Annotated in this window: 12 protein-coding genes; 5 read left to right on the top strand and 7 right to left on the bottom strand. The window is 61.1% G+C overall.

Translation table 11 applies throughout. The features are described from left to right. The first annotated feature begins 22 nt into the window (after positions 1-22). Together ACR0LW_RS10555 and ACR0LW_RS10550 are read left to right on the top strand one after the other, a co-directional pair. Positions 23-715 (top strand): NAD-dependent deacylase, encoded by a 693-nt coding sequence (locus ACR0LW_RS10555; protein ID WP_480626780.1) that lies wholly within the window; start codon positions 23-25, stop codon positions 713-715. A gap of 45 nt (positions 716-760) precedes the next feature. Beyond that, positions 761-1,369: a DUF308 domain-containing protein gene (locus ACR0LW_RS10550; RefSeq protein ID WP_170454127.1), complete on the top strand. Its 609-nt coding sequence runs from the start codon at positions 761-763 to the stop codon at positions 1,367-1,369. 102 nt (positions 1,370-1,471) lie between these two features. On the opposite strand, the gene ACR0LW_RS10545 is transcribed toward ACR0LW_RS10550, so the two are convergent. The 5 genes from ACR0LW_RS10545 to meaB all read right to left on the bottom strand — a co-directional run bounded on the left by ACR0LW_RS10545 (position 1,472) and on the right by meaB (position 5,509). Continuing rightward, positions 1,472-1,963, bottom strand: a complete 492-nt coding sequence (locus ACR0LW_RS10545) for a copper chaperone PCu(A)C (RefSeq protein ID WP_170454129.1) — start codon at positions 1,961-1,963, stop codon at positions 1,472-1,474. A gap of 43 nt (positions 1,964-2,006) precedes the next feature. Further along, positions 2,007-2,357 (bottom strand): hypothetical protein, encoded by a 351-nt coding sequence (locus tag ACR0LW_RS10540; RefSeq protein WP_480882611.1) that lies wholly within the window; start codon positions 2,355-2,357, stop codon positions 2,007-2,009. Positions 2,358-2,763: 406 nt separating this feature from the next. Continuing rightward, the gene (gene rpmB / locus ACR0LW_RS10535; RefSeq protein ID WP_170454133.1) at positions 2,764-3,051 is read right to left on the bottom strand and encodes a 50S ribosomal protein L28; all 288 of its coding nucleotides are present in this window, start codon (positions 3,049-3,051) and stop codon (positions 2,764-2,766) included. A gap of 191 nt (positions 3,052-3,242) precedes the next feature. After that, positions 3,243-4,376, bottom strand: coding sequence for a Hint domain-containing protein (locus tag ACR0LW_RS10530; protein WP_480882610.1), 1,134 nt, complete (start codon positions 4,374-4,376; stop codon positions 3,243-3,245). Between the two features lie 155 nt (positions 4,377-4,531). Then, positions 4,532-5,509 carry a methylmalonyl Co-A mutase-associated GTPase MeaB gene (meaB, locus tag ACR0LW_RS10525; RefSeq protein WP_170454137.1) on the bottom strand — a complete coding sequence of 326 codons (978 nt, stop codon included), beginning with the start codon at positions 5,507-5,509 and terminating at the stop codon, positions 4,532-4,534. A 123-nt stretch (positions 5,510-5,632) separates the two neighbouring features. Here meaB and hrpB point away from each other — a divergent pair, with 123 nt between their 5' ends. The 3 genes from hrpB (at position 5,633) to ACR0LW_RS10510 (ending at position 10,278) form a co-directional block, all read left to right on the top strand. After that, entirely contained in the window at positions 5,633-8,095 is a 2,463-nt protein-coding gene (gene hrpB, locus ACR0LW_RS10520) for an ATP-dependent helicase HrpB (RefSeq protein WP_480882609.1), read from the top strand. A gap of 155 nt (positions 8,096-8,250) precedes the next feature. Further along, entirely contained in the window at positions 8,251-8,727 is a 477-nt protein-coding gene (locus ACR0LW_RS10515; protein ID WP_170454141.1) for an NUDIX hydrolase, read from the top strand. Positions 8,728-8,799: 72 nt separating this feature from the next. Continuing rightward, positions 8,800-10,278 carry an inorganic phosphate transporter gene (locus tag ACR0LW_RS10510; RefSeq protein ID WP_480580357.1) on the top strand — a complete coding sequence of 493 codons (1,479 nt, stop codon included), beginning with the start codon at positions 8,800-8,802 and terminating at the stop codon, positions 10,276-10,278. Between the two features lie 11 nt (positions 10,279-10,289). Here ACR0LW_RS10510 and ACR0LW_RS10505 read toward each other — a convergent pair whose 3' ends face one another. Both ACR0LW_RS10505 and ACR0LW_RS10500 read right to left on the bottom strand, forming a co-directional pair. Continuing rightward, positions 10,290-11,264: a 2-dehydropantoate 2-reductase gene (locus ACR0LW_RS10505; protein WP_480882608.1), complete on the bottom strand. Its 975-nt coding sequence runs from the start codon at positions 11,262-11,264 to the stop codon at positions 10,290-10,292. A 68-nt stretch (positions 11,265-11,332) separates the two neighbouring features. Further along, positions 11,333-12,301, bottom strand: a complete 969-nt coding sequence (locus ACR0LW_RS10500; protein ID WP_170736953.1) for a pirin family protein — start codon at positions 12,299-12,301, stop codon at positions 11,333-11,335. Positions 12,302-12,586 lie beyond the last annotated feature (285 nt).

The raw sequence follows: 12,586 nt of genomic DNA, 5'->3' as shown, positions 1-12,586 counted from the left end.
TCTCTTAACGCGCCGAGGACATATGGAAAAGATCGTCATTCTGACCGGGGCCGGTATTTCCGCCGAAAGCGGGCTCAGCACGTTTCGCGACGAAGATGGGCTGTGGGCGCAGCACCGGATTGAAGATGTCGCAACGCCAGAGGCCTTTGCCCGCAATCCGGCCCTGGTTCAAGGGTTCTACAACGCTCGCCGCGTCCAGGCCGCGCAGGTGCAGCCCAATGCAGCCCATCACGCTCTGGCCCGGCTACAGCGGGACTGGCCCGGCGAGGTCGTGATCGTGACGCAGAACGTCGACAGCCTGCACGAGGCCGGAGGGGCCGAGGGCGTCATCCACATGCACGGCCTTTTGGCTGGCGCGCTGTGCGCCTCTTGCGGACATCGCTGGACCGCGCCGCCCGAGATGGCCGTGGCCGAGCCCTGCCCGGCCTGCAACGCCCCTGCCGCGCGGCCCGATGTGGTCTGGTTCGGTGAGATGCCCTATCACATGGATGACATCTTCGGCCATCTGGCGACAGCCTCGATCTTTGCCGCAATCGGAACATCCGGCCAAGTCTATCCCGCCGCTGCTTTTGCGAGCGAGGCACAGGCATTCGGGGCGCAAACGATCGAGATCAATCTTGAACCCACAGACAACAGCTTTGATGACAGGCTGGTCGGCAAGGCAACCGAAACTGTGCCGTTATGGGTTGATCGGCTGTTACAGGCCAAGACATAACAAACCATCTATAAGCGGACCACATAACCAAAGCGAGACCATGTCATGACAGACCAAGATCCCCGAACCGGTGAAATCATGGACGAAGGCAGCATGGCGGGCCGCGACATGCTGAGCGCGCAATTGGCCAGCCTGTGGTGGACCTTTCTGCTGCGCGGGGTGCTGGCCGGGGCTGTGGGCATCGCCGCCCTGTTCTGGCCCTCGGGCAGTATCGCCTTGTTGCTGAGGCTGGTGGGGGCGTTGCTGATCCTGGATGGCGCGTTGACATTGTTCGGTGTTGGGCGTCGGGGGCTGCTGGGCGGGGCCGCCATTGGCGGTGTTCTGATCGGTCTGATCCTGATGATCTGGCCCGAAGGCACCGTCAAACTGGCGTTTTTCCTGTTGGGGGCTTGGGCGCTTATCATCGGCATCGGTTCATTGGCGGCAGCCGGTCAGATGCACGAACGCGACCCACAGCGCGGCTCGATGCGCGGGTCGGGGTTTGCTGCACTGATTGTCGGGTTGGTGTTGATGATCTGGCCCGCCATTGCGCTCGTGGCGCTGGGATGGGCCATCGCGTTCTCGGCCCTGGCTATTTCAGCCGTCATGGTCTGGCTGGCGATACGTTTTCGCAATGCCAAAAGTCGCGTGGGACTAAAGACGGTGAACCGCTGAACACATACTCACCGACACCGGCCAAAAACGACAACAGGCCGGGCATCGCCCGGCCTGTCGCATGGATGACGGCCGCAGAGCGGCCCGAAGACAGGCGAAGTCTTAGTTCGACTCCGATCCGTGCTCGTGCTTATGTTCGTGGCCGTGCTTATCCTGCCGCTCCAGATCGACCGGAACCTCGATCACAATCTCGCCCGCTTGTTCGAAAACCAGCGTGACCGGAACCGTCGCGCCCTGTTCGAACGGCTCTTTCAGACCCATGAACATGACGTGGTCACCACCACGTTTCAGCATGTGCGTTTCACCCGCCGGGATGACAAAGCCCTCCTCGACATGGATCATCTGGGCGACCCCGTCATCGTTGATCTTGTGCGTATGCAGTTCGACCCGGGCCGATACATCCGAAGTGACACTGACCAGACGATCATCCGTGTCGCCGGTGTTCTTGATCATCATGAACGCCGCCCCCGCCTTGGCGGCCTTGCCTGCAGACCGGGCGTAGGCGTCGTCGACAACAATTGTGCCCTCGGCAAGGGCAGGACCAGCCAGAATGGCGGTTGCAAGGGCAGCAAACAGAGTGGTTTTGAGGGACATCTTACGTCTCCTTTTTCTCGCGATTTGAGTTTTTTGGAAAAAGTCAGACGATCGAAGGAGGCGCGCGCGCCGGTGTTTGCGGAACAGGCGGTGCAATCAGGCTTTCTGCGACCCGCAAAAGGGGCGGCATTTCGGGCAACGGGGCTTGGGGCAATGACGGTTGCGCAATCGCAACCGCCCCCAGCAGCGTCAGCGCATAGTCGGGACAATAGTGCGGGGGGGCCGTCGGTTGCCCGTTCTCGTCCATGTAAACGACAACCGGCCCGTTTCCGGTGCACAGCACCATCTGACCCACAGCCTTGTCCACGCCGCGCGAGACGGCGACACCCTGCCCGGTCAGAACCACAAACAGGGAAAGCACAATGGGGAACAGGCTATGAACAGCAGATCTCATCCTGATCCGCATATAATTCACAGAACGAAAACGCTTCAAGCGCCAAAGGGTCGCGCTTGAAGCGGATTTTAGTAGTCCAGCCCGGGCCGTTTGACGGTGCCCTTGGTCAGGCTGGTGTGGGAATGATTCACCCGGCGCTGCATACGGGTACAAGCCAAGTATGCCTTTTTGAAAACACTGGTAAGCAACAGAAAAATATAGAAACTTTTAAATGACATCGGACGGCCCCCGCCAGAAGAATACATCAACGGTACGTCGCGCCCGCCTGACTGTATGTGAACTAGTTCACGGTTTGGTGATTTTATTTCCAAATCGTCAACAATAGCGCCACGCCAGAGCACCCCTAACACAGAAAAACCCCGCACCAGACTGGTACGGGGTCAAGAATGCTTGGCAGTGGAAGCAATCAGGCCGAGGCTTGTGCCTTGGCGATTTCCTTCTTCACTTTCAGCGCGTTCGCCGACAGATCTTCGTCCTTGGCTTTGGCCAGGAACGCGTCCAGACCACCGCGGTGGTCAACCGAACGCAGAGCAGCAGCCGAGATGCGCAGCTTGACGCCACGGCCCAGAGCTTCGGACTGCAGGGTGACGTCGTTCAGGTTCGGCAGGAAACGACGCTTGGTTTTGTTGTTGGCGTGGCTGACATTGTTGCCAGTCATCGGGCCTTTTCCGGTCAGTTCGCAACGGCGCGACATGGTTTCTTCCTTTGTTTCTGGAGGCCGGGCAAAATGCCTGCGGCCAAATCACAAGGGGCGCAACCCGAAGTCGCGCCCGAAAACTGGTTGGATGCGTGTAGTGGGAATCGCAGGAAGGGTCAAGACAGCCAGCACGAATTCTTTGCACTATGTCAGCAGGCATTGCCCGGCCCCCGGAACCTGTATCGGGATCAAGGGCGTTGCAACAGGGGTTTGTTGTTTTTCAGATGCCGTGCCACCAGTTTCATCTGGTGCCGCCCCTTGGGCACAAAGCGGGCCAGATCCGACTGGTGGTTTATGTCCGCCAGTTCCGGGAATATCCCGAAAATCTCGGCCCGTGCGTCGCGGCTGAGGGATTTCAGCGCCTCGGGGCCGGTGAAAAGGCTTTCGGTCGGTGCGCCTTCGGCTTCGATGATTTCATGCCGGTCGAAGAGAAGGTGAAAATACTCAACCTCCTGCACCTCTTGGTCCACGAAAATACCAGGCAGCGCGGTCAGTTTGATCGCGGGGATCAAAACCTCGGCCGCGCCAAACATCCGTTGGGCGATCTTGGACTGCACCAGCATCCTGTGTTGCCGCGACACCAGAAGGTCCCGGTCCGGCACCCCTTCCCCCAAGGCACCGGCCAATATCCGAACCGGACGCAGCTTGGGGTCACGCTCCATCGCCGCCAGGTCGAACCGCCTTTTGCCCGCCCAGCGGATAGCCTGCAGCCCATTGCCAATGGTAAGAACCATGTCACCGGTCGTCAGGGTTTGAATGGGGCGGTTCCCCTTATCCGTCCGGATCAGGGTATCGCGAGTGAAACAGGGAAACCCGGCCCCGTTTTCGAACGCCGTATAGGTGACCGTCGTGCCCGATGGCAGCGTGAACGATCCGCTGGACAGGGAATAACTGGTCCCCGCCACAACCGTGATCGTCCCGAATGTGCTGTCATTGATCACCGTACCTTCGGGCAGGTTCAGCGTATCGGTGCCCCCGCCGCCATCAATCGAACCCGAGATGGTTGAACTTTGAAAGTCCAACGTGTCGTTGCCATTGCCCAGATTGATGTTCGAGATGTCCGATCCGCGCACAACGACGGTATCAGCCCCGCCTCCGCCGCCCACGGTTCCCACGGTACTGCCGGTGACCGTGATGTCGTCATCGCCGCCCCCGCCGCCTACGATGCCAACAACCGTGCTGTTGGTGACCGTTATCTCGTCATCACCGCGTCGGCCGCGAACGTTGTCAATCGGCGTTCCCTGCGGCGTGCCGTTCAACGTCCCGTTGTCATCGGTAACGTCGATTATGTCATTGCCATTGGTGCCGCGAATATTGGGCATGGTCGGCAGTTCCCGTCTGTCAGCTTAGCACCAGACAAAACCGCCGGGGCCAAGACCGAATGAAATCAATGTAAAAAGCAACGTATCAACACATTGCGTTCAGACTACACCGACAACCGGTCCCTAGCCAAGCGTTGCGCGCAAGGGCGGCCGGGTCAGTCCGCCGCCAGGGCGGTCAGCATCTGCCGCGCCGCAACCGAGGGGCTGAGCGTGCCTGCGCCGACCTCAGTGCTCAGCCGGTCCATTTCGGCGCGGGCCGAGGGCGTGTCCAGCCGGGCCAGCAGTGCATGCCGAACCTCCTGATCGAACCAGTACCGCGCTTGTGTTGCCCGGCTTGCGGCCCAATACCCCTTGTCGCGCCGCCATTGGCTAAGGGCCTGCATCTCGTCCCACGCCTGATCCAGCCCATGTTCTTCAACCGCAGAAACGGTCATGGCCTTGGGAAACCCCTCGGGGTCCTGAGGTCGTTTTCGCAGCAGCCGCAGGGCCCCTGCATAATCGGCACAGGTGCGCGTTGCCGTGGCCTTCAGATCGCCATCCGCCTTGTTGACCAGAATGATATCCGCCATTTCCATGATGCCGCGCTTGACGCCCTGCAATTCGTCCCCGCCAGCCGGGGCCAGCAGCAACAGGAACAGATCAGACAGTTCGGAGACCACCGTCTCGGACTGACCGACGCCGACGGTTTCGATCAGCACAACGTCATTCCCTGCGGCCTCGCACAGCGCAATGGCTTCGCGGGTGCGACGCGCGACGCCGCCCAGATGACTTTGACTGGGTGAGGGGCGGATGAACGCGTTTGGCTCGCGGCTCAGGCGTTCCATCCGGGTCTTATCGCCCAGAATCGAGCCACCCGACCGGGCCGAACTGGGATCAACCGCCAGAACCGCGACCCGCAGACCCTGACTGATCAGCATCATGCCGAAGCTTTCGATAAACGTGGATTTGCCAACACCCGGCGTGCCTGACAGACCAATCCGCAGCGATTGGCGGCCAGATTTGGCGAGGTAGGCCAAAAGCTCGGACGCCTGTGCCCGGTGATCGGCCCGGATGCTTTCGACCAGAGTAATCGCACGCGCCAAAGCACGGCGTTCGCCCTGCAATATCCTCTCACCCAGTTCAGCAATATCCATGCGTGCGACCCTTTTGGAATTTTGCCCTAAATGAAGGGTCAGAACCCTGTTTGTCCAGAGCACTTATGCGTGGTTCCCGCCAGGCCTTCTGGACCTTGCGCCAAGCTTTGGCGATAAGGCGACATGACCCGACTGCCTATCGATGACGCCCTGCCCGAACTGCTCTCGGCCCTGACCGACCATCGCCGTGCGGTGTTGCAGGCTCCGCCGGGCGCGGGGAAATCCACGCGCGTGCCGCTGGCCATGCTGCAGGCCGGACTGTGCGACGGCAGGATCGTGATGCTGGAACCCCGCCGGCTGGCCGCGCGGGCTGCCGCAGAACGGATGGCTGAAACGCTGGGCGAGCGTGCGGGCCAAACCGTCGGTTACCGCGTGCGCGGTGACGCCAAGGTCTCAAAACAGACCCGGATCGAGGTCGTTACCGAAGGCATTCTGACCCGGATGCTGCAATCCGACCCGGACCTGCCCGGGGTCGGAGCCGTGATCTTCGATGAGTTCCACGAACGCTCGTTGAATGCCGATCTGGGTCTGGCGCTGTGTCTTGAGGTTGCAGGGGCGCTGCGTGACGATCTTATACTGGTGGCCATGTCCGCAACACTGGATGCCGAGCCCGTCGGGCAGTTGATGGACGCCCCGCTGGTCACATCCGAAGGGCGCAGCTATCCGGTCGAAACTCGGTGGCTGGATCGGCCTTTGGGCACCCAAGCCCGCCGTTTGGATGCGCTGTGCGATCTGGTTGAAACCGCAGTGCACGAGACTCGCTCAATAGGCGGCGGCGTGCTGGTCTTTTTACCCGGCGAGGGGGAAATCCGGCGGGCCGAGGCAACGCTGGCGCGACGCTTGCCGAAGGACTGTGTTCTAAGACCCCTGTTCGGTGCCCTGCCCTTTGCCGCCCAGCGCGCGGCAATTGCTCCGGTTGAAAACGGGCGCAAAATCGTACTGGCCACCTCAATCGCGGAAACATCGCTGACGATTCCCGATATTCGCGTTGTCGTGGACATGGGACAGGCGCGCCGGGCACGGTTCGATCCGGGCTCGGGCATGTCGCGTCTGGTAACCGAGCGGGTCACGCGGGCCGAGGCAACCCAACGCATGGGTCGCGCCGGGCGTGTGACCGAGGGCGTCTGCTACCGGCTGTGGTCCAAGGGGGAAGAGGGCGCGCTGGCCGCCTACCCGCCTGCCGAAATCGAGTCGGCGGACCTGACCGGGTTGGCGTTGGAGCTGTCCCTTTGGGGTGCGGACCCTGGCGATCTGGCCTTTCTGACGCCGCCGCCCGAAGGCGCGTTGACCGAGGCCAGAGTCCTGCTTGGTATGTTGAATGCCATCGACGGCAAAGGGCGGATCACCGATCACGGGCGACATCTGGCGGCGCTGCCTTTGCATCCGCGTCTGGGCCATATGCTGGTAAGCGCCGGGGCTCAGGCCGCGCCGCTTGCTGCCTTGCTGGCCGAGCGGGACCCGCTGCGTGGCGCTCCGGTCGATTTGGCGTTGCGGCTGGATGCAATGAAAGACCTGCGCGCGTTTCAAAGGGGGAAGCCCTGGCAGGTGAACGTGAGTGCGCTGGACCGGATCAAGGCCGAGGCAAAACGCCTGCGGGCCGTTGCCCCACCCCAGACCGACACCCAAAGCCCTGCCGCGATGGCAGCGCTGGCCTATCCCGACCGGATCGGACAGCGGCGCAAAGGCGATGCGCCGCGATATGTGTTGTCAGGTGGCAAAGGGGTTATTCTGGAAAACGACGACACACTGGCCGCAGCCCCCTATCTAGTTGTGCTCGACACCGACGGAAACCCGCGCGAGGCACGGGTTCGGATGGCAGTTCAGATCTCGGAACGTGAGATTCGCGATCAATTCGGCGATCAGATCCGTTGGATCGACAGTTGCGTCTGGTCCAAACGGGATCGTCGCGTTGTCGCCAGACGGCAGGAGCAATTCGGCGCGATCACGCTTGGGGATCGTATCTGGAAGGACGTGCCTGAAGACGCGGTGGCTGGGGCCATGCTAGACGGCGTGCGCGATCTGGGGCTGCACCTGGACGGAGCCGCCGCCCGCCTTGCCGCACGGGTGGAACTGGTGCGCGTGGACGGGGTCGATTTGCCCGATTTCTCGATTGAGGGCTTGATGAATACGCTTGAGGATTGGCTGCTGCCGATGCTAACCGGCGTCCGCTCAGCCGAAGACTGGAAACGGTTTGACCTGTTGCCCGCCCTGCGCGCCCGTCTGGACTGGGCGCAAACGCAGGAACTGGATCGGCGCGCGCCGGGTTCGTTTGTCACGCCTTTGGGTCGCAAAGTTCCCATTGATTACAGCGGCGCGGCCCCCGAAATTGCCGTGCGCCTTCAGGAATTGTTCGGAGTTACCCAGCATCCGGTTGTCGGGGGCACCCCCTTGAAGATCACCCTTCTGTCCCCGGCACAGCGGCCCATTCAGATCACCCGCGACCTGCCCGGTTTCTGGTCCGGATCCTACGCGGACGTGCGCAAGGACATGCGCGCGCAATACCCGAAACACCCCTGGCCCGAAGACCCAACGCAGGCCGATCCGACCCTGCGCGCCAAACGCAGGCAAGGCCAGTCGAAAGGCTGAACCAGCCCGATGCACGGCTATACCCCACAAAAAGTCACATATTTCCGCCAAAACAGGCTAAAATTCACCGAAATTTTACGATTTCATTGAAATTACCTTACGTAATTGTTACCTCAGCCGCTCTGAAAGACCGGGGCTTATTTTAGACTGTGCCAATGACACACTGGTTTCGAAACATCTGGGAAGAGGTCGCAAGACCCCTGTTCCTGCGCCCGCGTCGGGTGCAGTTCGCAGCCATGTGTACACGTCAGACCGAAACCGGGATGGAAATTTTGCTGATCACCAGCCGCGACACCGGTCGCTGGGTCATCCCCAAAGGCTGGCCCATCGATGGGCTGGACGGGGCGGAAACGGCTGCGCAGGAAGCGTGGGAAGAGGCTGGTGTCCGGTCCGAGGCGGTCCGGAAAGAGCCGGTCGGTCACTACACCTATGACAAGATCCTCAAAGACGGGTCTGCACAACCGGTTCTGACCACGGTCTACCATGTCACCGTCGCAGAATTGTCCGAGGATTTCCCCGAAGCCGATCAGCGCACCCGCAACTGGGTCTCGCCCGAAACGGCGGCTACGTTGGTTGCCGAGCCGGAATTGCAGTCATTGCTGGCGAAATGTAACGAGATTGCAAAAATTTGATGACAGACACGTTGCCCTGCTGTCCGTAAACCGATAGCGGCCTGTGATCGCATAGATGATCTGATCGAGCCCATGTCGAATACACAATCCAAAGCCCGCTGGCAGTCGCTGGACACTGACCTCCACCGTATTTCGCGCGTCGAGACCGCGAACTCTCATGTCGCGCGCCCGCTGCTGGGGCCCGGTCTGGCATTGGCCTTCATGGCATTGGCCGGACTGACGGCTGCGGTCTTTTTCGGGCGCTTCGACGGGGGCCTGATCGTGGTCGCTGCGGCAGCATTCGGCGCGTATATGGCGATCAATATCGGCGCAAACGACGTGGCCAACAACATGGGTCCCGCGGTCGGGGCCAACGCGCTGACCATGGGCGGAGCAATTGCCATCGCCGCTATCGCCGAAAGCGCTGGCGCGCTGCTGGCGGGGGGCGATGTGGTCTCGACCATATCCAAGGGCATCATCGACCCGATGTCGGTGCAGAACAGCAACGTATTTATCTGGGCCATGATGGCCGCGCTGATCTCATCTGCGATGTGGGTCAATCTGGCCACATGGGTCGGTGCGCCGGTTTCGACCACCCATTCGGTTGTGGGCGGGGTGATGGGCGCCGGCATTGCAGCCGCAGGGATGAGCGCCGTCAACTGGAGCACCATGAGCGCGATTGCCGCAAGCTGGGTGATCTCTCCGGTTCTGGGCGGGTTGATCGCGGCCGCCTTTCTGGCGCTGATCAAAGCCAAAATCCAATATCAGGACGACAAGATCGCCGCCGCCCGCCGCTGGGTACCCATCCTTGTGGCGCTGATGGCCGGTGCGTTTGCCACCTATCTGGCCGTCAAGGGCCTGAAACGGATCGTCAAGATCGAACCGGAAACCGCCTTGCTGATCGGCTTGGCCACTGGTGCGCTGGCGTGGTCGGTCACCGTGCCATGGGTCAAACGAAAATCCGAAGGGCTTGAGAACCGCACGCGGTCGCTTAAAACCCTGTTCGGCCTGCCGCTGGTGATCTCTGCCACGTTTCTGAGCTTCGCGCACGGGGCAAATGACGTGGCCAACGCTGTTGGCCCCTTGGCCGCGATCGTACACGCGGCAGAGTTCGGTGATTTCGCCGCCAAGGTCTCTATCCCGATCTGGGTCATGGTCATCGGCGCGTTCGGGATCTCATTTGGTCTGTTCCTGTTCGGCCCGAAACTGATCCGGATGGTTGGCAGCCAAATCACCAAGCTGAACCCGATGCGCGCCTTTTGCGTGGCCCTCTCTGCCGCGATCACGGTTATCGTTGCAAGCTGGCTGGGCTTACCGGTCAGTTCGACCCACATCGCGGTGGGTGCCGTGTTCGGTGTTGGGTTCTACCGCGAATGGCACTCGGACCGACGCTGGAAACAGTCGAACCTGCAACGCCCCAGCGAAAAGCGACTGGCGCGCGAAGAACACCAAAGGCGCAAGCTGGTGCGGCGGTCGCATTTCATGACCATTGTTGCCGCGTGGGTCGTCACCGTACCGGCAGCGGCGACCATGTCTGCGTTGATCTTCTGGGTCTTGACAGCCTTCGCGTGAGGCCAGAGCCGTCAGGGCCGGATTTGATCCGGTGTCAGCCGGATCGAAGGCTGTTGCAGGATCAGGTCTGAAACGCGCGTGCAAATCGGTGTCGGCACCCCGGTTTTCTGACCCAGACGCATGATCTCACCCTGCAGCGAGTCGATTTCCGTCGGCCGACCCTCCATCAGGTCATAGGCCATCGAGGTTCGCGCCGCCGGATCGATGGTCAGCATTTTGGACGCGATGCGGGTGAACAGAGGCGTCGGCAGGCGCAGAATGTGCGGCGTCATCCCGGCAGGCAGCGGGGTGGTCGAGGCAACCGGTTGGCCCGCCGCTTTCAGAGCGGTCAAAGCCTCAGCCATCTGGTCGGCCATCAGGCGCCGCCAGTTGCGATCCGTCAATTGATCCACCAGCGTCAGACCTGACAGCGCATTCAGGGCGTTGTTGAGGTTGATCACCAGTTTGCCCCACTGAACTGCCTCGATCCGGTCGCTTTCCGAGACAGGCAGGTCCGGGCTGCTCAGCCGTGTGGCCAAACCGCCGGGGCCGACTTCGATAACAATGTCGCCCGAGGTCGCCCGGTGATAGGTCCCTGGACCGGTCGGCACCACGTTGAAGGGCACCATCCCAGCGCGAACATCATAACCGAGCAGGATGTCTTTCAAGACCCGAGCGTTCTCCATCCCGTTTTGCCAGGACAGGACGGGGATGTTTTGTGCAGTGTTCGACGCAATCAACTCGGCCATTTGGGACGTGGCCCCGGATTTCACGGTCACGATGACAAGCTCGGCCTCGCCCAGACAGGCGGGGTCTTCACTCAACACAAGGGCCTCAGCCGACACTGTGCGGCGCAGCCCGGTGAAATCGGTGACTGTCAGACCATCTTTCCGGACCGGGTCCAATACGCGCGCGCGCCCCAGCAAGGTGACCTCATGCCCCGAGGCGGCAAGCAAAGCCCCGCAATAGCACCCGATGCTACCAGCGCCTGCGACGACAATTTTCATGGCGATCCCTCCGTTCAGGGAAGGATCACAGCGTTACGGGGGCAGAACAACCCTGCCGCCGTATGACGTCACGTTCGACGCGCGAGCCGAGGCTTGGTGCGTTCCAGATCCTCGGAAATCGAAATGAATTCCTGATCGTCACCGGGCGGCAGGTGAAAGGCGCCGTTGGCCCAATCAGCCGTCTTCCATTCCCGCGTCGCAGTTTCGATCTTTTCCTTCGAAGAAGAGACGAAATTCCACCAGATATAGCGATCTTCATTCAATGTCGCGCCACCCAGAAGCATCAGCCGCGCGCCCAAAGGCCCTGCCTTGACGGACAGCTTGTCACCGGGGCGAAAGACCATCATGCGCCCGGCCTCGAACGCATCGCCCGCGATCTCAACCGAACCTTCGGTGACATAGACGCCGCGGTCCTCGTGGTCGTCGGGCAGAGGGAAGGACGCGCCGGGATCAAGCTGGACATCCAGATAGAAGGTCTCGGACATCATGGTCACCGGGCTTGTTTCGCCGTAGGCCGAGCCAAGGATCAGCCGCGCGGTGACGCCGGTATCTTGAATATAAGGCAGCGCACCCTGTTTGTGATGTTCGAAATCCGGGGCCATATCCTCATGCTGTTCCGGCAGCGCGATCCAGGTCTGAATGCCAAACAGGCTGTTTCTTTTGCCGCGCGTTTCGTCGCTTGTGCGCTCGGAATGCGTCACCCCGCGCCCGGCGACCATCCAGTTAACCTCGCCGGGGTAGATCATCTGATGGGTGCCAAGGCTGTCGCGGTGTTCGAACTCGCCCTTATACAGGTAGGTGACAGTGCCCAGACCGATATGCGGATGCGGCCGCACGTCGATGCCGCCTTCGGTGATGAATTCCGCCGGGCCCATCTGGTCGAAGAAGATAAACGGGCCTACAAGCTGTCGCTGAACCGATGGCAGGGCGCGACGCACCTCGAACCCGCCCAGATCGCGCGCGCGCGGGATGATCAGAGTATCCAGCGCCGGGTTTTCGGACACGCATTCGGGATTGTGGGTCGGATTCCAACTCATTTTTCTTCTCCCTCAAAAAGCGGCCACTGCACCGCATTGTGTTCATGGGTGCGAATATATACCGCAAAACAAGTAGGGAAAGCGCACGAGCGCACAGTGTGCGTGCAAACCGATGCCGAAGCGGCCGCCTCGGCCCAACCACTCACGCAGGCGTGAGGGGAATCCTGCCGAATACTAAAGGGTAGAAACTCGGAATCCGGCTTGGGTGTGCTATCTTTAGCCATCGATTGCGCCTGAATGGTTGGATCACACAAGGTCGCCGCAGGATCGATAGGAGCGTTATTC

The sequence above is a fragment of the Ruegeria sp. N4 genome, from assembly GCF_056531425.1.
Note: the sequence above shows the minus strand (reverse complement) of the source record. Positions and strands in the feature narration are given on the sequence as shown.

Bases quoted from the DNA above. Each gene is read 5' to 3' on its own strand.
- ACR0LW_RS10555 (WP_480626780.1), top strand. From the start codon at position 23: ATGGAAAAGATCGTCATTCTGACCGGGGCCGGTATTTCCGCCGAAAGC.
- ACR0LW_RS10550 (WP_170454127.1), top strand. From the start codon at position 761: ATGACAGACCAAGATCCCCGAACCGGTGAAATCATGGACGAAGGCAGC.
- ACR0LW_RS10545 (WP_170454129.1), bottom strand. From the start codon at position 1,963: ATGTCCCTCAAAACCACTCTGTTTGCTGCCCTTGCAACCGCCATTCTG.
- ACR0LW_RS10540 (WP_480882611.1), bottom strand. From the start codon at position 2,357: ATGAGATCTGCTGTTCATAGCCTGTTCCCCATTGTGCTTTCCCTGTTT.
- rpmB (WP_170454133.1), bottom strand. From the start codon at position 3,051: ATGTCGCGCCGTTGCGAACTGACCGGAAAAGGCCCGATGACTGGCAAC.
- ACR0LW_RS10530 (WP_480882610.1), bottom strand. From the start codon at position 4,376: ATGCCCAATATTCGCGGCACCAATGGCAATGACATAATCGACGTTACC.
- meaB (WP_170454137.1), bottom strand. From the start codon at position 5,509: ATGGATATTGCTGAACTGGGTGAGAGGATATTGCAGGGCGAACGCCGT.
- hrpB (WP_480882609.1), top strand. From the start codon at position 5,633: ATGACCCGACTGCCTATCGATGACGCCCTGCCCGAACTGCTCTCGGCC.
- ACR0LW_RS10515 (WP_170454141.1), top strand. From the start codon at position 8,251: ATGACACACTGGTTTCGAAACATCTGGGAAGAGGTCGCAAGACCCCTG.
- ACR0LW_RS10510 (WP_480580357.1), top strand. From the start codon at position 8,800: ATGTCGAATACACAATCCAAAGCCCGCTGGCAGTCGCTGGACACTGAC.
- ACR0LW_RS10505 (WP_480882608.1), bottom strand. From the start codon at position 11,264: ATGAAAATTGTCGTCGCAGGCGCTGGTAGCATCGGGTGCTATTGCGGG.
- ACR0LW_RS10500 (WP_170736953.1), bottom strand. From the start codon at position 12,301: ATGAGTTGGAATCCGACCCACAATCCCGAATGCGTGTCCGAAAACCCG.